This window comes from Acidovorax sp. 100 (genome assembly GCF_003688355.1).
GTDB lineage: Bacteria > Pseudomonadota > Gammaproteobacteria > Burkholderiales > Burkholderiaceae_C > Acidovorax > Acidovorax delafieldii.
Genome location: NZ_REFD01000001.1, coordinates 726,565 through 746,589, shown reverse-complemented (window position 1 = coordinate 746,589; position 20,025 = coordinate 726,565). Strand labels below are relative to the sequence as shown.

The 20,025-nt window shown below is 66.1% G+C and carries 19 protein-coding genes; 16 read left to right on the top strand and 3 right to left on the bottom strand.

Annotated elements, in window-relative coordinates; genetic code table 11:
* The first annotated feature begins 142 nt into the window (after positions 1–142).
* The 7 genes from C8C96_RS03510 to ubiD all read left to right on the top strand — a co-directional run bounded on the left by C8C96_RS03510 (position 143) and on the right by ubiD (position 6,047).
* Complete coding sequence (locus C8C96_RS03510) at positions 143–1,195, top strand: peptidase U32 family protein (RefSeq protein WP_199737430.1); 1,053 nt, start codon at positions 143–145, stop codon at positions 1,193–1,195.
* Between the two features lie 155 nt (positions 1,196–1,350).
* Positions 1,351–2,313, top strand: a complete 963-nt coding sequence (locus C8C96_RS03505; protein ID WP_121941438.1) for a U32 family peptidase — start codon at positions 1,351–1,353, stop codon at positions 2,311–2,313.
* A gap of 17 nt (positions 2,314–2,330) precedes the next feature.
* Positions 2,331–2,951, top strand: a complete 621-nt coding sequence (locus C8C96_RS03500) for a hemolysin III family protein (RefSeq protein ID WP_121941437.1) — start codon at positions 2,331–2,333, stop codon at positions 2,949–2,951.
* A 15-nt stretch (positions 2,952–2,966) separates the two neighbouring features.
* Positions 2,967–3,488: an SCP2 domain-containing protein gene (locus C8C96_RS03495; protein WP_121941436.1), complete on the top strand. Its 522-nt coding sequence runs from the start codon at positions 2,967–2,969 to the stop codon at positions 3,486–3,488.
* A 2-nt stretch (positions 3,489–3,490) separates the two neighbouring features.
* Complete coding sequence (locus tag C8C96_RS03490) at positions 3,491–3,904, top strand: putative zinc-binding protein (protein WP_121941435.1); 414 nt, start codon at positions 3,491–3,493, stop codon at positions 3,902–3,904.
* Positions 3,897–4,493 (top strand): UbiX family flavin prenyltransferase, encoded by a 597-nt coding sequence (locus C8C96_RS03485; RefSeq protein ID WP_121941434.1) that lies wholly within the window; start codon positions 3,897–3,899, stop codon positions 4,491–4,493. Before C8C96_RS03490 ends, C8C96_RS03485 begins: the two co-directional genes overlap by 8 nt.
* 66 nt (positions 4,494–4,559) lie before the next feature.
* The gene (gene ubiD, locus C8C96_RS03480; protein ID WP_121941433.1) at positions 4,560–6,047 is read left to right on the top strand and encodes a 4-hydroxy-3-polyprenylbenzoate decarboxylase; all 1,488 of its coding nucleotides are present in this window, start codon (positions 4,560–4,562) and stop codon (positions 6,045–6,047) included.
* A 91-nt stretch (positions 6,048–6,138) separates the two neighbouring features.
* Here the strand turns inward: ubiD and C8C96_RS03475 are convergent, their stop codons facing one another.
* On the bottom strand, positions 6,139–6,795 hold the full coding sequence (locus C8C96_RS03475; RefSeq protein ID WP_147455641.1) for an HNH endonuclease: 657 nt from the start codon (positions 6,793–6,795) through the stop codon (positions 6,139–6,141).
* A gap of 335 nt (positions 6,796–7,130) precedes the next feature.
* On the opposite strand from C8C96_RS03475, the gene C8C96_RS03470 reads away from it, so the two are divergent.
* The 7 genes from C8C96_RS03470 (at position 7,131) to C8C96_RS03440 (ending at position 15,497) form a co-directional block, all read left to right on the top strand.
* Positions 7,131–8,765, top strand: a complete 1,635-nt coding sequence (locus tag C8C96_RS03470; protein WP_121941431.1) for a long-chain-fatty-acid--CoA ligase — start codon at positions 7,131–7,133, stop codon at positions 8,763–8,765.
* 50 nt (positions 8,766–8,815) lie between these two features.
* Entirely contained in the window at positions 8,816–10,075 is a 1,260-nt protein-coding gene (locus tag C8C96_RS03465; RefSeq protein WP_082564848.1) for a branched-chain amino acid ABC transporter substrate-binding protein, read from the top strand.
* A 615-nt stretch (positions 10,076–10,690) separates the two neighbouring features.
* Positions 10,691–11,170, top strand: coding sequence for a rhodanese-like domain-containing protein (locus tag C8C96_RS03460; RefSeq protein WP_121943855.1), 480 nt, complete (start codon positions 10,691–10,693; stop codon positions 11,168–11,170).
* Between the two features lie 65 nt (positions 11,171–11,235).
* Complete coding sequence (epsC, locus tag C8C96_RS03455; RefSeq protein ID WP_056742654.1) at positions 11,236–12,168, top strand: serine O-acetyltransferase EpsC; 933 nt, start codon at positions 11,236–11,238, stop codon at positions 12,166–12,168.
* Positions 12,165–12,434 carry a helix-turn-helix domain-containing protein gene (locus C8C96_RS03450; protein ID WP_056742656.1) on the top strand — a complete coding sequence of 90 codons (270 nt, stop codon included), beginning with the start codon at positions 12,165–12,167 and terminating at the stop codon, positions 12,432–12,434. Before epsC ends, C8C96_RS03450 begins: the two co-directional genes overlap by 4 nt.
* Positions 12,435–12,509: 75 nt before the next feature.
* Positions 12,510–13,442 carry a family 2A encapsulin nanocompartment shell protein gene (locus tag C8C96_RS03445; protein ID WP_094289813.1) on the top strand — a complete coding sequence of 311 codons (933 nt, stop codon included), beginning with the start codon at positions 12,510–12,512 and terminating at the stop codon, positions 13,440–13,442.
* Between the two features lie 84 nt (positions 13,443–13,526).
* Entirely contained in the window at positions 13,527–15,497 is a 1,971-nt protein-coding gene (locus tag C8C96_RS03440) for a family 2A encapsulin nanocompartment cargo protein cysteine desulfurase (protein WP_370107385.1), read from the top strand.
* A gap of 114 nt (positions 15,498–15,611) precedes the next feature.
* Here the strand turns inward: C8C96_RS03440 and C8C96_RS03435 are convergent, their stop codons facing one another.
* Entirely contained in the window at positions 15,612–16,424 is an 813-nt protein-coding gene (locus C8C96_RS03435) for a VOC family protein (RefSeq protein WP_121941430.1), read from the bottom strand.
* A 26-nt stretch (positions 16,425–16,450) separates the two neighbouring features.
* Positions 16,451–17,035, bottom strand: a complete 585-nt coding sequence (locus C8C96_RS03430) for an OsmC family protein (RefSeq protein ID WP_121941429.1) — start codon at positions 17,033–17,035, stop codon at positions 16,451–16,453.
* Positions 17,036–17,359: 324 nt separating this feature from the next.
* Here C8C96_RS03430 and C8C96_RS03425 point away from each other — a divergent pair, with 324 nt between their 5' ends.
* Both C8C96_RS03425 and C8C96_RS03420 read left to right on the top strand, forming a co-directional pair.
* A complete protein-coding gene (locus tag C8C96_RS03425; protein ID WP_233584143.1) occupies positions 17,360–19,018 on the top strand; it encodes a TIGR04028 family ABC transporter substrate-binding protein in 1,659 nt (552 codons plus the stop codon).
* Between the two features lie 60 nt (positions 19,019–19,078).
* On the top strand, positions 19,079–20,020 hold the full coding sequence (locus C8C96_RS03420; RefSeq protein WP_121943853.1) for an ABC transporter permease: 942 nt from the start codon (positions 19,079–19,081) through the stop codon (positions 20,018–20,020).
* The last annotated feature ends 5 nt before the right edge of the window (positions 20,021–20,025 follow it).

The window sequence follows — 20,025 nt, the reverse complement described above, 5'->3', positions numbered from 1 at the left end:
CTGGAGCACATCAAAACCCGACTGCTTTGCTCCGGCATTGTGCACTGCCGTTGATGAAGATCAGCGGATGCGCGGAGAGCCCCCCGTATGGTGGCGCCCAGTGCTGTGGCTCCCCACCGGGGCCAGCGTTTGAATGCTTGTGATGGACCCCTTGAAATCGACGGCCGCTGCCTTGCCCGAGGCAGCGAGCCCTGCCATGGAACTGGTTTGCCCCGCAGGCAGCCTGCCTGCCCTCAAGGCCGCCGTGGACCATGGCGCCAACTGCGTCTACCTGGGCTTGCGCGACGCCACCAATGCGCGCAACTTTGCGGGCCTCAACTTTGACGAGGCAGCCATTGCCCAGGGCATTGGCTACGCCCACGCGCGCGGCTGCAAGGTCTTCATGGCACTCAACACCTATCCGCAGGCCGCCAACCCCGGGCCCTGGCGCAGCGCGCTGGACAAGGCGGTGGACCTGGGGGTGGACGCCGTCATCCTGGCCGACCCCGGCCTCATGCAGTACGCAGTGCAGCACCACCCCCGGCTGCGGTTGCACCTGTCGGTGCAGGGCTCGGCCACCAACTACGAGGCCATCAACTTCTACCGCGAGCAGTTCGGCATCGTGCGTGCCGTGCTGCCACGCGTGCTGTCGATGGAGCAGGTGCGCCAGGTCATCGACCGCACCCAGGTCGAGATCGAGGTGTTTGGCTTTGGCAGCCTGTGTGTGATGGTCGAGGGGCGCTGCGCGCTGTCGTCGTACGTGACCGGCGAATCGCCCAACACGCACGGCGTGTGTTCACCCCCGAAGGCCGTGCGCTGGATGGAGACGCCGCAGGGCCGCGAGTCGCGCCTGAACGGTGTGCTCATCGACCGCTATGCGCCCGGCGAAAACGCGGGCTACCCCACGCTGTGCAAGGGCCGCTTTGACGTGGGGGACGACGAGAACTACTACGCCATCGAAGAGCCCACCAGCCTCAACACGCTGGAGCTGCTGCCCCAGCTGCTGAAGATGGGCGTGCGCGCCATCAAGATCGAAGGCCGCCAGCGCAGCCCGGCCTATGTGGCGCAGGTCACCCAGGTCTGGCGCGAGGCCATGGACCAGTGCCTGGCCTACCCGCACCGCTATGCGCCCAAGACGCGCTGGATGGCCAGCCTGGACCAGGTGGCAGAAGGCCAGCAGCACACGCTAGGCGCCTACCACCGCCCCTGGAAATGATGAGCGACTCACAAACCTCTTCTGGCGTCGTTGCCGCGTCTTGTCGTACTGGCCGTACTGCCTGCGACGCAGCGCCTAGCCAGAACCGCTTCGCTGAGGTTTGTGAGCCGCTACTAGCGTCTGGATCCCACGATCAAACCCCCGGAGACCGCTCCATGAAACTCTCTCTCGGCCCGCTGCTGTACTACTGGCCCCGCGACACTGTGTTCGCGTTCTACGAGGCCATGGCCGCCACGCCCGTGGATGTGGTGTACCTGGGCGAGACGGTGTGCTCGCGCCGCCATGAGCTGCGCCTGGCCGATTGGCTGGCGCTGGCGCGCATGCTGCGGGACGCGGGCAAGGAAGCGGTCTTGTCCAGCCAGGTGCTCATCGAGTCCAGCGCCGACGTGGGCGTGATGCACAAGATCACGGGCAATGGCGAATTTCTGGTCGAGGCCAATGACATGGGGGCGGTGAGCTGCCTTGCGCGTGTACCCGCCGGGCCGCAGGCCTTTGTGGCCGGGCCGCACCTGAACCTGTACAACGCGCCCTCGTTGCAATGGATGGCGCAACGGGGCGCCACGCGCTGGGTGATGCCGCTGGAGATGTCGCAGGACGCGCTCGCTGCTGTGCTGGCGCAGCGGCCCGCAGGCATCGAGACCGAGGTGTTTGCCTACGGCCGCATGCCCCTGGCCTATTCGGCGCGCTGCTTCACCGCCCGCCACCGCAACCTGCCCAAGGACGACTGCCAGTTCAGCTGCCTGCAACACGCCGACGGCCTGCCGCTGCGCACGCGCGAGGGCGAGGGTTTTCTGGTGCTCAACGGCACACAAACGCAATCGGCGCGCGTCTACAACCTGGCCAACGAACTGGCGACGATGCAGGCCCAGGGCGTGGACGTGGTGCGGCTGAGCCCGCAGGCGCAGCACATGGCGCAGGTGATCGCCGCGTTTGACGAAGCCCGCCGCGCAGTGCTTGCGCAAGAGACTGCTGAAAAGACCCCCGACTTTGTGGAGCGCATGCAGCCCTTCATGCCCGATCTGCCCTGCAACGGCTACTGGTTCGGGCGCCCGGGGCTGGAGCAGGGGATGCACGGCGCGGCGGGCGGTGCAGCCGCTCAGCCCTCCATGCACCCGTAACCACAAGGCAGATCACCATGTACCCCGGAGAACGTTTCAACAGCATCAGCCACCTGGTGGGTGCCCTGCTCGCCACGGCAGGCACGGCCGTGCTCATCACCCTCGCGGCGCGCCTGGGCGACCCGTGGAAGGTGGTGGCGTTCAGCATCTACGGCGCCATGCTGGTGTCGCTGTACGCGGCCTCCACCGCGTACCACAGCGTGCGCAGGCGCACCATCAAGGCCGTGCTGCAAAAGCTGGACCACTGCAGCATCTACCTGCTGATTGCGGGCAGCTACACGCCGTTTGCGCTGGTGTCGCTGCGCGGCGCCTGGGGTTGGTCGCTGCTGGGCGTGGTGTGGGGGCTGGCCCTGGTGGGCATTGCGCAGGAGATCTGGTGGGCTCGGGGTGCACGCGTGCTGTCGCTGGTCATTTATGTGCTCATGGGCTGGCTGGCGCTGGTGGCCGTGGTGCCGCTGTGGCAGGCGCTTACGCCAGCTGGGTTTGCCTGGTTGCTGGCGGGTGGGGCCTGCTACACGCTGGGCATCGTCTTCTATGCGCTGGACCACCGCGTGCGCCACGGCCACGGGCTGTGGCACCTGTTTGTGCTGGGCGGCAGCGTCTGCCACTTTTTCACCGTGTTTTTCTACGTGGCCTGAGGGCCCTTCTGTCTCATGGCGGCTTCTCCCCTTCCTTTCCCCCTGGTCGTTCCTGCGCCCGTGGGCGCTGTGCTGGCGCGCCTGCCCGCCTACCCTGGCTCGCAGCTGCTGGTAACCGCGCTCAACCTGGCGCTGGCGCGGCACCTGCCTGCGGACGTGGGCCAGGTGCTGCTGCACAAGAAGATGCGGGTGCAGGTGCGCGATGCGCGCGTGGCGTTCGACTTTGCCTGGACGGGCCAGCGCTTCGCCCCCCATGCACCGCTGGTGCCGCCGCAGGTGGCCGATGTCACGCTGAGCGCTACAGCCCATGATTTTTTGCTGCTGGCCCAGCGCCAGCAAGACCCCGACACGCTGTTCTTCAGCCGCCGCCTGTCGATGGAGGGCGACACCGAACTGGGCCTGGTGGTGAAGAACGCGCTCGATGCGATCGAGCTGCCCGTGCTGGACCCGCGCCAGTGGGTGCACAAGCTGGCGCCGCGCCAGGTGCTGGGCCACCTGCGCCGCCGCCTGGACCCCACTCCACGCAACGGAGAGTGAGCATGACCACCGACACCCATCCCCAGAACCACCCCTTGGTCTATTCCTGCTCCGGCTGCTCCAGCGCCGCGCAGCTGGCCAACCACGTGGCGCTCCAGCTCGACCGGCGCGGCGTGGCCGAGATGTCGTGCATCGCGGGGGTGGGCGGCGACGTGCCGCACCTGATGAAGACCGTGCGCTCGGGCCGGCCCATCATCGCGCTCGACGGCTGCCCGCTGGTCTGCGTCAAAAGCACGCTCGCGCGCCACGGCATCGCAGCCGACCGGCATTACCAGCTGCAGCAGTACGGTGTGAAAAAGCGCACGCACGAAGACTTTGACCCCGTGCAGGCCACGCTGGTGTTGGAGCAGGTGGAGGCCGACCAGCAGACCCAACCCCTGCGGCGCCCTTCTGTGGTGGAGCCCTCGCATGGCTGATGCTGCCCACACCCGCCGCCTCATCGTCGCGATCTCGGGCGCCAGCGGCGCCGTGTACGGCGCGCGCCTGCTGCAGGTGCTGCAGGGCCAAAGCGGCATCGAGACCCACCTGGTCGTCTCCGACGCCGGCTGGCGCAACCTGCAGCACGAGCTGGACATGGACCGCCCCGCCGTCGAGGCCCTGGCCCACCGCGTGCACGACGTGGCCAACGTGGGCGCGGCCATCGCCAGCGGCTCGTTCCAGTGCCATGCCATGGTGGTCGCGCCCTGCTCCATGCGCACGCTGTCTGCCATAGCGCATGGGCTGGCCGACAACCTGCTCACGCGCGCGGCCGACGTGGCCCTCAAGGAGCGCCGCCGCCTGGTGCTGATGGTGCGCGAGTCGCCCCTGCACCTCACGCACCTGCGCAACATGGTGGCCGTGACCGAGATGGGCGGCATCATCTGCCCGCCGCTGCCCGCCTTCTACCTGCGCCCGCAGACCGTGGGCGAGGTGGTGGACTACAGCGTGGCGCGCGTGCTCGACCTCATGGATGTGCCGCACGCCCTGGCGCCTCGGTGGCAGGGCCTGGAGCTCAATGCTCCTTAATTTATAGCTGCTAGCGCAATCAATACATGCGCTACCGGGCGATTTCATTCAAATCCTGAACCTGACATGGCCTACAGCGACCTGCGCGACTTCATGGCCCAGCTCGAAGCCACGGGCGACCTGCGTCGCGTGGCGGAGCCCGTCTCGCCCCACCTGGAGATGACTGCGCTCAGCGACCGCGTGCTGCGCGCAGGCGGCCCGGCGCTGTTGTTCGCCCAGCCCACGGGCCACCGCATGCCGGTGCTCACCAACCTGTTTGGCACCACAGACCGCGTGGCCCGCGCCATGGGTGTGGCAGACCTGCGCGGTGTGCGCGCCCTGGGCGAACTGCTGGCCACCCTCAAGGAGCCCGAGGCGCCGAAAGGCTTCAAGGACATGCTGGGCATGGGCCAGCTGCTCAAGACCCTTTGGAACATGGCGCCGCACACCGTGGCGCGCGGCGCACCCTGCCAGCAGGAGGTGTGGGAAGGGCCCGATGTCGATCTGGCCCGCCTGCCCGTGCAGCACTGCTGGCCCGGCGACGTGGCCCCGCTCATCACCTGGGGTCTGACCATCACGCGTGGCCCGCGCAAGGCGCGGCAGAACCTGGGCATCTACCGCCAGCAGGTGCTCTCGCGCAACCAGGTCATCGTGCGCTGGCTGGCCCACCGGGGCGGCGCGCTGGACTTTGCCGACCACTGCGCCGCCCACCCCGGCCAGCCCTACCCCGTGGCCGTGGCGCTGGGGGCCGACCCGGCCACGCTACTGGGCGCCGTCACGCCCGTGCCCGACAGCTTGAGTGAGTACCAGTTCGCAGGTCTGCTGCGCGGTGCGCGCACCGAAGTCACGCCCGCGCTGGGCGTGCCGCTGCAAGTGCCCGCCACCGCCGAGGTCGTGCTCGAAGGCCACATCCAGCCCGATGCCCATCACCCGAGCGGCTGGCAGCATGCGCTGGAAGGTCCTTACGGCGACCACACCGGCTACTACAACGAATGCGCCGAGTTCCCCGTGCTCACGGTGGACCGAATCACGCTGTGCAAGGACGCGATCTACCACAGCACCTACACCGGCAAGCCGCCCGACGAACCCGCCGTGCTGGGCCTGGCGATGAACGAGCTGTTCATCCCGCTCCTGCAAAAGCAGTTCCCCGAGATCGTGGACTTCTACCTGCCGCCCGAAGGCTGCAGCTATCGGCTAGCGGTGGTCAGCATCCGCAAGGCCTACGCAGGCCACGCGCGGCGCGTGATGATGGGCGTGTGGAGCCACCTGCGCCAGTTCATGTATACGAAATTTATCGTGGTGGTGGACGACGACGTGGACGTGCGGGATTGGAAAGACGTGATCTGGGCCATTACCACCCGCATGGACCCGGCGCGCGACACCCTGCTGGTGGAGCACACGCCCATCGACTACCTGGACTTCGCCTCGCCCGTGAGCGGCCTGGGCAGCAAGATGGGGATGGATGCGACGAATAAATGGCCGGGCGAGACGCAGCGGGAGTGGGGGAGGCCGATGCGGATGGACGAGGGGGTGGTGAAGCGGGTGGAGGTGCTGTTTGCGGGGCTGAGGTTGTAAGAGAGATCTTTGCAGTGCCACGCGACCTGTCGGCCTGAACTTGTCTAAAAAGGCGTTGGCAGAACCGAACCTTGGCGTTTGCTTGATATCTTCATTGCGGCCTGTTGTCGAGAATCTGCTGGAGTAACGCGTCATCGATGGTGATGGTGATCCCAATCTGCTTCTCTTCTTTGCCTACATATCCAACAAAGTCCTCGTCATGAAGCGCCGCGTGCACGACGTCTTGATCTACGCCGACAGCGAGTAGGTAAGTTTCTCTGTCGTGAGTCCACTGGTCCCAGTCAAAGGAAAAGGCGAAGAGGCGCTTTTGAGAGTCGAGTAGCGGCTGGAGGCGCTCCAATTCCTCTTGCGTGTAGAAGTCAGCCGGATCTCTGTCGAGCTTTAGTCCATTGCATTTTCGGCATAAGGACACAAGGTTGCCTGGAGCTAGGTGCCCGCCAAGAGCCATTGGAAGATGATGGTCCATACAAAGGTTGGGAGGAGCGCCGATTTCCTGTCTTGCCTTCTCCAGCATTCCGCACTTGAAGCAGCGATTGCCGAAGTGCTCAAAGAACCGGCGCTTGTATAGGTCTTCAATTACGCGAAGTTGGTATGGACCGAATAGCTCACGCTTTTCTTTATTGCGTTGTCCTGAATACTTTTCCAAACTCTTTCGGCTCATCGCGTCCCCTTCTGCATTTAGCGGCCCCAACTGGCTAAATCCCATAAACCTGCGAAGCAACTTTACCGTGCGGAATGTTCTGAACACTTACTTCTTCTGCAAGTGGTTCTTAGCGTGGTGCCGCATGTGCAGGGCTGCGAAGTTTTGAAGATAAAAGTTGCTCCAACAGCCTTTTCCGAATACGACCAAGCTCGGGTTGCGGTTGCATAGTTTGGGAAAGTGATCACCGTGGAGCCAGCCGATAGCCGCCAAATCGACGGGGCGGGCATGTCCTTTTCGGATTGCTTGGCTGAGTCGCGTACACGACAAGCACGCCCCGCGTTGTTTGCGACGATGCGCCAGCCCCGGCAAAGAGGGCTCTGCACCGGCATCCCACGGATGCCGCGATGCAGCACCGCGCACACCACAAGGAGACGACAGCAATGCAGCAGCCCGGCAGCATGATGGATCGGCCGTTACTGGTCTCGGCCATCCTCGAGCACGGTGAGAACCAGTACGGCGACCAGCAGATCGTCTCGCGCGACACCAATGGCAGCCTGCACCGCTACCGCTTTGCCGACATGGCCCGGCGCGCCCGGCAGCTGGCCAAAGCATTGCAGGCGCTGGGCCTGCGCCCTGGCAGCGTGGTGGGGTCGCTGGCCTGGAACAACCACCGCCACCTGGAGGCGTACTACGCCGTGTCCGGCAGCGGCATGGTCATGCACACCTGCAACCCGCGCCTGCACCCCGAGCAGCTGGCCTACATCGTCAACCACGCCGACGACGAGGTGGTGCTGTTTGACACCACCTTTGCACCGCTGGTGCGCGCCATCGCGGCGTCGTGCCCCCGCGTGCGGCACTGGGTGGCCTTGTGTGATGCCGACACGCTGGGCAGCATCGACCTGCAAGGGGTGCCCGGGGTCGAGGCCTACGAGACCCTGGTGGCCGGCCAGCATGACCGCTTTGAGTGGCCCGAATGTGATGAAAAGACCGGCGCAGCGCTGTGCTACACCTCGGGCACCACCGGCAACCCCAAGGGCGTGCTGTATTCGCACCGGGCGCTGGCGCTCAGCGCCCTGTCGGCCTGCATGCCGGGGGTACTCAGCATCAGCGCGCGGGAGACCATCCTGCCCGTGGTGCCCATGTTCCACATCAACGCCTGGTGCCTGCCCTATGCGGCCCTGATTGGGGGGGCCAAGCTGGTGCTGCCCGGCCCACGCCTGGACGCCGCCAGCCTGTACGAGCTGATGGAGACCGAGCGCGTCACCGTCAGCGCGGGTGTGCCCACCATCTGGATGGGCCTCATCCAGCATGTGGAGCAGCACGGGCTGCGCTTTACCACCATGCGGCGCACGGGCGTGGGGGGCTCTGCCATGCCCAAGGCGCTGATCGCCAAGTTCAACGACCTGTACGACGTGGAGGTGCGCCATGGCTGGGGCATGACCGAGACCACGGCGATTGCCACCATGAGCGTGCTGGGCGCGGCCGATGCCGAACTGCCGCCCGAGGAGCGCCACGCGCTGGTCGCCAAGCAGGGCAAGTCGGTGTTCGGCATCGAGCTCAAGCTGGTGGACGAAAACGGCGCCCGCCTGCCGCGCGATGGGGTGGCGCAGGGCGAGCTGATGGTGCGCGGCCAGTGGATCGTGGACCGGTACCACAAGGCCGAGCGTTCGGCGCTGGCCGATGGCTGGTTCCCCACCGGCGACATCGCCACCATCAGCCCCCAGGGCGTGGTGCAGATTCGCGACCGCACCAAGGACGTGATCAAGTCGGGCGGCGAGTGGATCAGCTCCATCGATCTGGAGAACGCCGCCGTGGCGCATCCGGCGGTGGCCATGGCCGCTGTCATCGGCGTCAAGCACCCCCGATGGGACGAGCGCCCGCTGCTCTTCATCGTGCGCAAGCCCGGCCAGTCACTCGACAAGGCGCAGATCCTGGACTTCCTCGCAGAGCGTGTTGCCAAGTGGTGGCTGCCCGACGAAGTGCTGTTTGTCGAAAGCCTGCCGCTGGGCGGCACCGGCAAGGTCCAGAAAAACGAGCTGCGGCAACACCATGGCTCGGTGTTCGGCGGCGACTGACATCGCCCTGCATTGACGCAGTTTCTACCCACCACCCCACGGAGACACACATGAACATGGTTCCCAGGAAATGGCCTCATCAATGGCTCAAGGCCGGCGCATGCGCCGCAGCGCTGGTGATGGCTGCGCACGCCGGGGCTGCCGAGACGGTGAAGATCGGCTTCATCGACCTGCTGTCCGGTCCGTTTGCGCTCACCGGCCAAAGCTCGCTCAACCAGCTGCGCGAGGTGGTGGCGCAGGTCAACGCCAAGGCCGGGCCCAATGAGCCCAAGTTCGAGGTGATGGACTTTGACAACAAGGGCACGCCGCAGGAGAGCCTGAACGCCCTGAAGGCTGCCACCGACCGGGGCGTGCGCTACATCACCCAGGGCGGTGGCTCGGGCGTGGCGCTGGCGCTGGTGGATGCGCTGAACAAGCTCGCCGAGCGCGACCCCGAGCGCGCGACCGTGTACCTCAACTACGCCGCCATGGACCCGCAGCTCACCAACGAGCGCTGCAGCTTCTGGCACTTTCGCTTCTATCCGTCGAGCGAGATGAAGATGGAGGCGCTGACCACCTACCTGCAAGGCCGCAAGGACGTGAAGCGCGTGTACCTGCTCAACCAGGACTACACCCACGGCCGCCAGGTCTCCAAGGCTGCCAAGGAATACCTGGCGCGCAAGCGGCCTGACATCGAGGTTGTGGGCGATGACTTCATCCCCATCGCCCAGACGCGTGACTTCGCCTCGTACGTGGCCAAGATTGCCGCCACCAAGGCCGACACCGTCATCACCTCCAACTGGGGCAGCGACCTCACACTGCTGTTCAAGTCCTCGCGCGACTATGGCCTGAACATTAACTACTTCACGCTCAATGCCAACAACCCCGGCACGCCCGCGCAGATCGGGCCCTGGGGCGAGGGTAAGGTCGGGGTTATCTGGAACTGGGTGCACAACGCCCCCACCCCCGAGCTCGAAAAGATCTACGTGGACTACAAGAAGAAGACCGGTGAAGACTTTGTGTTTGCCGCCCACTGGAACAGCGTGCACATGCTGCGCGAAGCCATGCGCAAGGCCCAGTCCACGGACGCCAAGAAGGTGGCCCTGGCGCTGGAAGGCATGACCTACAAGAGCCCCATGGGCGAGGTGCGCATGCGCAAAACCGACCACCAGCTTGAAGCCCCGCTGTACCTGGGCATCTGGGCCAAACAGGGCAGCAAGGGCGTGAAGTACGACGCGGAGAAAACCGGCTACGGCTTCCGCTCCGAAGTGGCGTGGGACAACTACATCAGCGCCCAGCCGACGTCCTGCCAGATGAAGCGGCCGTCCTGAGCGCCCTGCCATCTCTGCGCCTGCACGCCACGCACTGTGCGTAGCTGCTGCAGGCGCAAACGCTTTCCTCAAGGGCACGCTCGTTGCGGAGCCTTGCCATCGGCGCGGCATCGGTCCGCAGCGCAAACGGCCGTGCATCGGGATAAGCCACCTTTAACTGCTGGCGCAAGCCGGTGATTCTCTGGCTGGCGTGGCCGGCATCGGCCCCGCTCTTTCTCGCTTGTGAGCGGGGCGTGCACACGGCCCACGCTCGCGGGCTCTGTGCGTGATCGCATCCACGCGCCAGCCCAGGCCCCCAGTCCGCAGCCCTCGCTGACGGGCACCCCGTACCTCCAAGACCCCTTGCCCGCACGCCCTGGTGGGGCGTGCGCCGCCTCGGCGCTTTTTGCTCCCCTGGCTCCGTGCGGGAGGCGCAAGCCCCATGCAGGCGAGCCCTTGCTCCACAGGGCGCGCGGCACGCCTGGTCTCCTTCTTTCGGTCTTTGCACCTGCCGTCAGATGATTTGGTTGTAAAGAAAACGATTTTTATTCGTTTGGTTTTGGCTGACCACGGCATAGATTGGTGGCTATCCCCATCCAAAACCGCTTTACCCGCACGTTCCAGGAGACCCTGTCCATGTCCGCCGATGCCCATGAGATCACCTTGCCCGAAGCCCTGGAGGCTGCCCGCGCAGATGCCGCTGCCCAGGGGCTGAACTACGCTGGTGGCGTGCGCCCGGCCGTAGCGTGGGCGCTGGTGCAGTCGGGCCAGGCCGTACTGGTGGACGTGCGTTCGGCCGAAGAGCGCAAGTTTGTGGGCCATGTGCCCGGCAGCCAGCATGTGGCCTGGGCGACGGGCACGGCGCTCACGCGCAACCCGCGTTTTGTGCGCGAGCTGGAAGCCAGGCTGGCCAAGGACGGCGGCAAAGATGCCGTGGCGCTGCTGCTGTGCCGCAGCGGCAAGCGTTCGGTGCTGGCGGCCGAGGCAGCAGCAGCAGCGGGGTTTCGCCATGTGTTCAACGTGCTCGAAGGCTTCGAAGGAGAGATCGATGCCCAGCAGCACCGCGGCGGTGGCGATGGATGGCGCTTTCACAACCTGCCGTGGGTGCAGGACTGAAGAGCGGCGCGCGGACCTCCCGAACTTTGCAGACTGGATGAACCGGTTCGACCGGTGTGAAACCCATGGCCCTTTTTGACATTGAACAGATCGCGCAGTCGTTGAGCGCGGCCCGGCGCGAGTGGCGCGATGCGCACAACCGCGTGCAGGATGCGGGCGAACGCGAGTTCCCCTCGCGCGACGCGCTGGCCCAGGTGGTGCACCAGCTCAAAGGCGCGCTTTTTCCCATGCGGCTGGGCCCTTACGACCTGCGCCAGGAGAGCGAAGACTTCTACGTGGCCCACACGCTGGACAGCGCCTTGCATGCGCTGCATGTACAGATCGGTCTGGAGCTGCGCTACAGCGCCCGCCGCCAGGCGCTGGATGGATCGGATGTGGAAGCGCAGGCGCGCCGCTCGGCCCAGGCGTTTGCGCAGTCGCTGCCCGCCATCCGCCGCCTGCTCGACAGTGATGTGCTGGCGGCCTACCAGGGCGACCCTGCGGCCCGCAGTGTGGACGAAGTGCTGCTGTGCTACCCCGGCATCCTGGCCATGATCCACCACCGGCTAGCGCACCGGCTGTACCAGCTGGGCTTGCCGCTGCTGGCGCGCATCGTGGCCGAGCTGGCGCACAGCGAAACCGGCATTGACATCCACCCCGGCGCGCAGATTGGCGCGGGCTTTTTCATCGACCACGGCACGGGTGTGGTGATTGGCGAGACCGCCGTCATTGGCCAGCGCGTGCGGGTCTACCAGGCGGTCACGCTGGGCGCCAAGCGTTTTCCCACCGATGCCGAAGGCCACCTGCAAAAGGGCTTGCCGCGTCACCCGGTGGTGGAAGACGACGTGGTGATCTATGCAGGGGCCACCATCCTGGGCCGCGTCACGCTGGGCCGGGGCGCCGTCATCGGCGGCAACGTCTGGCTCACGCACGACGTGCCGGCCGGCGGCAATGTCACCCAGGCCAGCTCACTGGAGTCGGGCCGTTTTGCCTCCGTGCTGGCGGGGGCTGCGCTATGAGCACGCTGGTCCAGGGTTTTGGCATCGCAGTGCGCCAGTCGCGCGAGGCCCGGGGCTGGTCGCAGGAGCGCCTGGCGGAACACTCCGACCTCAACCGCTCCTATGTGGGCGAGATCGAGCGGGGCAGCGTGATTGCCTCGCTGGCCACCGTTGAGAAGCTGGCCGGTGCGCTGGGCGTGGCGGCTTCGGGCCTGGTGGTGCGGGGCGAGGCTGTTCAGCGTGCCCAGCTGGTGCGTGGCATCGAGTTGGCGGCTATAGCCTGTTGAGGCGGCCCACCCTGCCACGGGACACTGCGCCCATTCCATTTTTCATCACTGATTTTTACCCCAGGGAGTTTCACTATGTCGGCAACAGTGGGCGGCACGACCGCACTCGGCGATAGCGCCGCACGGCAACTAGCCAATGCAACCAAGACCGTCCCCCAGCTGGAGACCATCAGCCCACGCTGGCTGACCCACCTGCTGCAGTGGGTGCCGGTAGAGGCGGGCATCTACCGCCTCAACAAGGTCAAGAACCCTGAAGCCATCAAGGTGGCGTGCACCGCTAAAGAGTCGGAGAACCAGCTCCCGCGCACCTTTGTGGACTACGAAGAAACCCCGCGCGAGTACCACCTGAATGCCGTGAGCACCGTGCTTGACGTGCACACCCGCGTGTCGGACCTGTACAGCAGCCCCCACGACCAGATCAAGGAACAGCTGCGCCTGACGATCGAGACGATCAAGGAAAACCAGGAAAGCGAACTCATCAACCACCCCGACTACGGCCTGCTGGCGCAGGTGACGGAAGAGCAGCGCATCTTCCCGCTTACCGGCGCACCCACGCCGGACGATCTGGACGAACTGCTGACCAAGGTCTGGAAAGAGCCCGCGTTTTTCCTGGCGCACCCGCTGGCCATTGCCGCTTTCGGGCGCGAAGCCACCCGCCGTGGCACACCACCACCCACCGTGAGCCTGTTTGGCTCGCAGTTCATCACCTGGCGCGGTATTCCGCTGATCCCTTCGGACAAGGTGCCCGTGGCCGATGGCAAGAGCAAGATCCTGCTGCTGCGCGTGGGCGACAAGCGCCAGGGTGTGGTGGGCCTGTTTCAGCCGGGCCTGCCGGGCGAGCAGGGCCCCGGCCTGTCGGTGCGTTTCATGGGCATCAACAACCACGCGATCGCGTCGTACCTGATCTCGCTGTACTGCTCGCTGGCGGTGCTGACCAGCGACGCACTGGCGGTGCTGGATGACGTCGAGGTCAACAAGTACCACGACTACCCTGACACCTACAAGTAATCTGCGGTGAGCAACATCCCTTCCACCTCAGCGGGCGTGCCCGACGCACCCGAGGCGCCGATCAGCCCGGCGCTGCTGGCACAGATGGCCACGGCGTTTTTCTCGGCCCGGCCGGGCGAGACGCCGCGGCTGCCCTCCAGCAACCCCTCCACATCACCGGCCACAGTCCCGAGCTTTGCCCAGGCATCGCCAAGCCCGGCCGGTGTGCAGGCGCCGGTCAACATCGCGCCTGCGGGCTCGCCGCTGGCCAGCCCGGCGGGCTTTGGGCCCAGCGTGCCGGGCACGCCGTTCCCGCAAGGGCAGGTGCCGGGCGCCAACGTGGTGCCGGGCTCGCCCACGCCCGTGTTGTCGCTGGCGAACCGCGCACCCGCCCTGCTGCCCCACGCCACCGCCGCCAATGGCGTGCCCGACACCGTGGTCACTGCCGTGCCAGGCTATGAGCCCCGCTTTGGCAGTGGCGTGCTGGGTGTGCCCGAGGCGGCGGGTGCCAGCGGTGCATCTGCTGGCAGCCACCCTGCAGCGGGTGTATCGCCGTTCTACTTCCTGTCGCCGCAGCACGGGCAGCCATCGCCCGGTGGCCAAAGCGGCACACCAGGCAATGCGCTGGGCCCCACGCGTGTCAGCGACGAACTGGCCCGCCAGCCGTTTGCTAACCTGCAAGGGGTGGACCTGCGCGGCACACCAGCGCCCTCGTCCGCACCTTTGGCGCAGACGTCTCCTGGCACTGCACCGCAGTTCTACTTTGCCGATGCGGTGGTGTTGCCCAGCGGCTATGTCACCCCGGCCAAGCCCGCGCCGCACGCCACGGTGCCGCTGGCGGGGCAGGGGCAGCATCCGCCGTTTGACGTGCATGCCATCCGCCGCGACTTTCCCGTGCTCTCCGAGCGCGTGAATGGCCGGCAGCTGGTGTGGTTCGACAACGCGGCCACCACGCACAAGCCCCGGGCGGTCATCGACCGCATCAGCTACTTTTACGAGCACGAGAACTCGAACATCCACCGCGCCGCCCATGAGCTGGCTGCACGTGCCACGGACGCCTACGAAGGCGCCCGCCAGCGCGTGAAGAACTTCATCAACGCGCCCGATGTGAACGAGGTGATTTTTGTGCGCGGCACCACCGAGGCCATCAACCTTGTGGCCAAGAGCTGGGGGGCGCAACACATTGGCGAGGGCGACGAGATCATCGTCAGCCATCTGGAGCACCACGCCAACATCGTGCCCTGGCAGCAGCTTGCGGCGGCCAAGGGCGCCAGGCTGCGCGTGATCCCGGTGGACGACTCGGGCCAGGTGCTGCTGGATGAATACCAGAAGCTCCTGAACGACCGCACCAAGATCGTGTCCGTCACGCAGGTGTCGAACGCGCTCGGCACGGTGGTGCCCGTGAAGGAGATCGTGGCCCTGGCGCACCGCGCAGGGGCCAAGGCGCTGGTCGATGGCGCGCAGTCCATCTCGCACATGCGGGTGGACGTGCAGGACATCGGTGCCGACTTCTTCGTGTTCTCGGGCCACAAGGTGTTCGGGCCCACCGGCATTGGCGTGGTCTGGGGCAAGCGCGAGGTGCTGGAAGACATGCCCCCCTGGCAGGGCGGCGGCAACATGATTGCCGACGTGACCTTCGAGAAGACGGTGTTCCAGCCCATCCCCAACAAGTTCGAGGCCGGCACCGGCAACATCGCCGACGCCGTGGGCCTGGGTGCCGCCATCGACTACGTGAACCGCGTGGGCATCGAGAACATTGCGCAGTACGAGCATGACCTGCTGGTGTATGGCATGCAGCAGCTGGGCGCCATTCCGGGTGTGCGCCTGATCGGCACGGCGGCGCACAAGGCCAGCGTGATGTCCTTCGTTCTCGCGGGCTACACCACGGAAGAGGTCGGCAAGGCGCTCAACCAGGAGGGCATTGCGGTGCGCACGGGCCACCACTGCGCGCAGCCCATCCTGCGCCGCTTTGGCGTGGAGACCACGGTGCGGCCGTCGCTGGCGTTCTACAACACGTTTGACGAAATCGACTGCCTCACGACCGTGGTACGCAGGCTGGCGGCGCAACGGCGATAGCCTGAGCCCACACCGGCTGCAGTGCCAGCCGGGTGGCGATCAAAAAAAGGGGGAAGTGGATGTTGTGCCCACTTCCCCTTTTTTTTGGTGCGGCAGTGCGTGGATCAGCCGCCATCAGGCCACCGCCAACTCAATGGCTGCTCCGTGGGTCTGGTCCAGTCCCCATGCCGGGGCAGTCTGTGCTGCAGGCGAGCTGGTGCCCAGTACCACGGCAAACGGCCCGGGGCCACGCGTGGCAAGCTGCTGCGCTCCGGCGGCGTGCGGCGCAGCACTTTGGGTTGGCTGCGTCAGTACCAGCGTGGTGGTGCCCAGGGCTATGGTGGCTACCCGCGCGCCGACGCCAGGCAACACCAACGGCGTGCCAATGTGTGCCGCCCGTGCCTCACCCAGCAAGGCGCGGTAGCGGGCCAGGCTGGCATCAAGGTCTTCCACCGCAATCGACAGGCGGAGCACGCCGCGTGCGCCGTTGGGGTGCACGCGGGCGTCGCCCTCTGGCACACGCAGCGCGCGGGGGGTGAGGTCTCCGCACAGAAACGGCAGGTCGGCCGATGGCGGGCGAGCCGTTTGCCATTGCAGGCGCTCGCCATCGGGCCGCAGGCGGCCTCCGTCGTGCGGGCCGCTGTAGGCCAGGCCCCGGGCCTGTGCGTTGCTCACGGTGGCCGCAGTCCCAGTCGGCAGCAGCGCAAAGTCCACGATGCCGTCCCCATGCTGGTTCAGCAGCTCCCACCAGCGGTCGCCAGGCGAGGGGCTGCGCCAGGCGATGAGTTCAAAGTAGGCGCCATCCGCCAACACGACCAGCGCGTTGTAGGTGGGCCGGCCCGGGTGCTCGCCGCCCTGCAGCACGTTAAAGCCAAGGGCGCGGTAGTCGGTGATGGTCTGCTCCAGATCCTTCACCGCGATCACGATGTGGTCGAGTGTCAATGCCATGGGGTTCCTTGTTGCTTTCGTCGAGTTCAGGCCGCCACGGCCTCTGTGGTGGCGCGTAGGGGTGCGGAGGCAACGGAGTTCACCAGCTTCACTTCGGCGTGGATGTGCTGCGGGTTGCGCAGCAGGTTGAGGATGGGGCAGGTCTGCTCGACCGCCTGAAACAGCGCGTCGATGTCGGCCCGGCTGGCGGGTGAGTCGATGTGCACCGTGTAGGCAATGTGGTGCGGCCAGATGGGCGTGGCCTCGTGCCCAGGCTTGCCGCCGCGCGGGTCGATCACACCGCTGACCTCCACCTCCAGGCTCGTCAAAGGCACCTGGCGCAAGGCCGCCTGGATCAGGAAGATGTGTGTCACGCAGCTGCCCAGCACGCCCAGTTGCAACTCGGGCGAGCTGGGTCCCAGGTTGTAGCCCGCGAAGTCGGGCGGGCTGTCGCTGATGACCTGGTGGTCGCGGATGCGGATGCGGCGCACGCCGCTGCGGCCCTCGGCGCTCACGCGCGCCTGCAGGGCGGTCGGTTGTGCAGTGCCTGCGTCGATGGCGGCATTGCGCGCGAGCACGGCGGCACGCTTTTCAGCCAGGTAGTCGTTGAGGTGGCTATTCGAATGGGGCATGGATGTTCTTTCCAACGCCTTCCGCGCCCGGACATCGGGCGTGGGTAAAGCGGCGTCGCACATGCATTGTTCGGGGCCACACCCGCGCTGGAAACAAACAAAACTGCGCTCGCATATGCGGGTTTCAGATATGCCGGGCGGGGCTGTGTGCTGCGGCCTGCTTCGTCGTTTTCCGAATATGCATGCTACGTAATAGGTGCACGTTTGGATGGTGCGTCGATAGCATGCATACACATGAATCGGCCCACTTTGGGGCCGGTGTTTCATGGTCTGTCAATGCCGGTCCGGCGACGAGGTACGAACGTGTTTTCTCTGAAGAAATCAATGGGATGGAGGGTGTGGGGTGCGTCTGCGCTGGCGCTGGGCGTGCTGGTGGCGGGCTGCTCCAAGCAGGCCAGCGAGCCAGCCGCTTCCACCGGTGCCGCCACCGACCAACCCGTGCAGGGCGGCACGCTGGTGTACCTGGAGCAGCAGGCGCACACCAACCTTTACCCACCGGCGGGGGGCTTCTATCCGAACGGCGGCATCCTCAACCAGATCACCGACAAGCTCACCTACCAGGACCCCAAGACGCTGGAGATCCAGCCCTGGATCGCCGAGTCGTGGGAGGTCAACCCTACCGCCACCGAGTACACCTTCAAGCTGAAGAAAGGCGTGACCTTCTCGGACGGCACCCCGCTGGATGCCGTCGCCGTGGCCAGGAACTACGACACCTACGGTCTGGGCAACAAGGAGCTCAAGCTGCCCGTGTCCGAAGTCATCAACAACTACGAACGCAGTGAGGTGGTGGACCCGCTGACCGTCAAGTTCTACTTCAAGAAGCCATCGCCCGGCTTCCTGCAGGGCACATCCGTCATCGGCTCGGGCCTGGTATCGCTGGCCACGCTGGCACGGCCGTTTGAAGAGCTGGGCGATGCGACCAAGATCATCGGCTCCGGGCCCTTCGTGGTGACGGCCGAGACGCTGGGCAAGGAGCTCACGCTCACCGCCCGCAAGGACTACGCATGGGGCCCCGCCAAGCACGCCCACCAGGGCCGTGCGCGCCTCGACGAGATCAAGCTCATCGTCACGCCCGAGGACAGCGTGCGCATCGGTGCGCTGCTGTCGGGCCAGGCGGGCTTCATCCGCCAGGTGCAGGCCTATGACGAAAAGCGCGTGCTCGACCAGAAGTTCGCCATCTACGCGCCCTCCACGCGCGGCGTGAACAATAGCGTGGTCTTTCGCCCGGACAACGCGCTGGTGGCTGATGTGAAGGTGCGCCAGGCGCTGCTGCATGCCACCAACACGAAGGAGATCGTGCAGACCCTGTTCTCGGCCAACTACCCGCAGGCCACATCGGTCATCGCGTCCACGGCCCTGGGCTATGTGAACCTGTCGGCCAAGCTGGGTTACGACGAGGCCAAGGCCAAACAATTGCTGGATGACGCCGGCTGGAAACTCAATGCCAACGGCCTGCGCGAGAAGGACGGCAAGGAGCTGGTGCTGGCCGCGTACGAGTCGCTGCCGCAGCCACAGAACAAAGAAACCCTGCAGCTCGTGGCCCAGCAGTGGGCCAAGGTGGGCGTCAAGCTCAACGTGCTGGCGGGCGACTCTGGCAGCCGCACCGTGGACAGCCTCGATCCTGAAAAGACCCCTGTCGCCCCCGGCATGGTGGGCCGCGCCGACCCCGACGTGATCAAGAGCAACTACTACCCCACCAACCGCAACGTGCTGCTGCAAAAGGGTGGGGTGAGCAGCAAGGTCAAGTCGTTCGAAGACACGAAGCTCAACGGCTTGCTCGAAGCCATTGCCGCCGAGACCGATCCGGCCAAACGGCTCGCGTTCACGGCCGACGTGCAGAACTACCTGATCGACCAGGCCTATGTGATCCCGGTGTTCGAAGAGCCGCAGGCCTTTGCGGGTGCGCCTTCGGTGAAGGGTGTGGAGTTTGAGGCAGTGGGCCGCCCCAGCTTCTACGGCACTTGGGTCGCTGCAAAACACTGACCTTTTGACGGCGCCAGTTTCGCAGGCCCAGCGCCCTTTGCAGCACAAGGAATGATCGATATGTTCATCAAGTACCTCGCCAACCGCACCGGGCAGGCCCTGCTGGTGCTGTGGGCCGCCTTCACGGCGTCGTTCGTGCTGCTCCAGCTGTTGCCGGGCGATGCGATCTTGATCAAGTTCCTGAACCCCGAGCTGGGCCTGGGCCCGCAGGAGATCGCCGACATCCGCGCGGCCTATGGGGCCGACACGTCGGTGTGGCAGCAGTACCAACACACGCTGCTGGGCTTCCTCAGTGGCAACTTCGGTTACTCGGTACAGGCGGGCGTGCCGGTGAGCCAGGGGCTGGCCACCAACCTGCCGCCCACGCTGCGCCTGGCGGGGCTGGGTTCTGCGGCGGCGTTGTTGCTGGCGGTGTTGCTGGCCTTTGCCTCGCAGCTCACGCGCTGGGGCTGGCTGCGCTCGGCGCTGCAGTCGCTGCCTTCGCTGTTCATCTCGGTGCCGGTGTTCTGGCTGGGGATCATGCTGATCCAAGTGGTGTCGTTCCGCCTGGGTTGGATTCCGGTGATCAACCCCGGCAAGTGGCAGGGCCTGGTGCTGCCCACCCTCACGCTGGCCATCCCCATCGCCGCGCCGCTGGCGCAGATCCTGGTCCGCAACATCGACGAGGTACTCACCCAGCCTTTCGTGGCCGTGGCGCGCGCCAAGGGCGCCACACGCCAGTGGGTGTTGTGGAAACACGTGGCGCGCAACGCGGTGCTGCCCACGCTGACGATTGCGGGCGTGCTGTTTGGCGAGCTGCTGGCTGGGGCCGTGGTGACCGAGGCAGTGTTCGGCCTCAACGGCCTGGGCAGTCTCACGCAGCAGGCCGTGGGCAACCAGGACACCGCTGTGCTGCAGGCGGTGGTGGTGGTCTCGGCCACGGCCTTCGTGTTCATCAACCTGGTGGTGGACCTGCTCTACCCCGTGTTCGACCCCCGCCTGCGTTCGCGCCTGGGCACCTGAGGAGA

Bases quoted from the DNA above. Each gene is read 5' to 3' on its own strand.
- C8C96_RS03510 (WP_199737430.1), top strand. From the start codon at position 143: ATGGACCCCTTGAAATCGACGGCCGCTGCCTTGCCCGAGGCAGCGAGC.
- C8C96_RS03505 (WP_121941438.1), top strand. From the start codon at position 1,351: ATGAAACTCTCTCTCGGCCCGCTGCTGTACTACTGGCCCCGCGACACT.
- C8C96_RS03500 (WP_121941437.1), top strand. From the start codon at position 2,331: ATGTACCCCGGAGAACGTTTCAACAGCATCAGCCACCTGGTGGGTGCC.
- C8C96_RS03495 (WP_121941436.1), top strand. From the start codon at position 2,967: ATGGCGGCTTCTCCCCTTCCTTTCCCCCTGGTCGTTCCTGCGCCCGTG.
- C8C96_RS03490 (WP_121941435.1), top strand. From the start codon at position 3,491: ATGACCACCGACACCCATCCCCAGAACCACCCCTTGGTCTATTCCTGC.
- C8C96_RS03485 (WP_121941434.1), top strand. From the start codon at position 3,897: ATGGCTGATGCTGCCCACACCCGCCGCCTCATCGTCGCGATCTCGGGC.
- ubiD (WP_121941433.1), top strand. From the start codon at position 4,560: ATGGCCTACAGCGACCTGCGCGACTTCATGGCCCAGCTCGAAGCCACG.
- C8C96_RS03470 (WP_121941431.1), top strand. From the start codon at position 7,131: ATGCAGCAGCCCGGCAGCATGATGGATCGGCCGTTACTGGTCTCGGCC.
- C8C96_RS03465 (WP_082564848.1), top strand. From the start codon at position 8,816: ATGAACATGGTTCCCAGGAAATGGCCTCATCAATGGCTCAAGGCCGGC.
- C8C96_RS03460 (WP_121943855.1), top strand. From the start codon at position 10,691: ATGTCCGCCGATGCCCATGAGATCACCTTGCCCGAAGCCCTGGAGGCT.
- epsC (WP_056742654.1), top strand. From the start codon at position 11,236: ATGGCCCTTTTTGACATTGAACAGATCGCGCAGTCGTTGAGCGCGGCC.
- C8C96_RS03450 (WP_056742656.1), top strand. From the start codon at position 12,165: ATGAGCACGCTGGTCCAGGGTTTTGGCATCGCAGTGCGCCAGTCGCGC.
- C8C96_RS03445 (WP_094289813.1), top strand. From the start codon at position 12,510: ATGTCGGCAACAGTGGGCGGCACGACCGCACTCGGCGATAGCGCCGCA.
- C8C96_RS03440 (WP_370107385.1), top strand. From the start codon at position 13,527: ATGGCCACGGCGTTTTTCTCGGCCCGGCCGGGCGAGACGCCGCGGCTG.
- C8C96_RS03435 (WP_121941430.1), bottom strand. From the start codon at position 16,424: ATGGCATTGACACTCGACCACATCGTGATCGCGGTGAAGGATCTGGAG.
- C8C96_RS03430 (WP_121941429.1), bottom strand. From the start codon at position 17,035: ATGCCCCATTCGAATAGCCACCTCAACGACTACCTGGCTGAAAAGCGT.
- C8C96_RS03425 (WP_233584143.1), top strand. From the start codon at position 17,360: ATGGGATGGAGGGTGTGGGGTGCGTCTGCGCTGGCGCTGGGCGTGCTG.
- C8C96_RS03420 (WP_121943853.1), top strand. From the start codon at position 19,079: ATGTTCATCAAGTACCTCGCCAACCGCACCGGGCAGGCCCTGCTGGTG.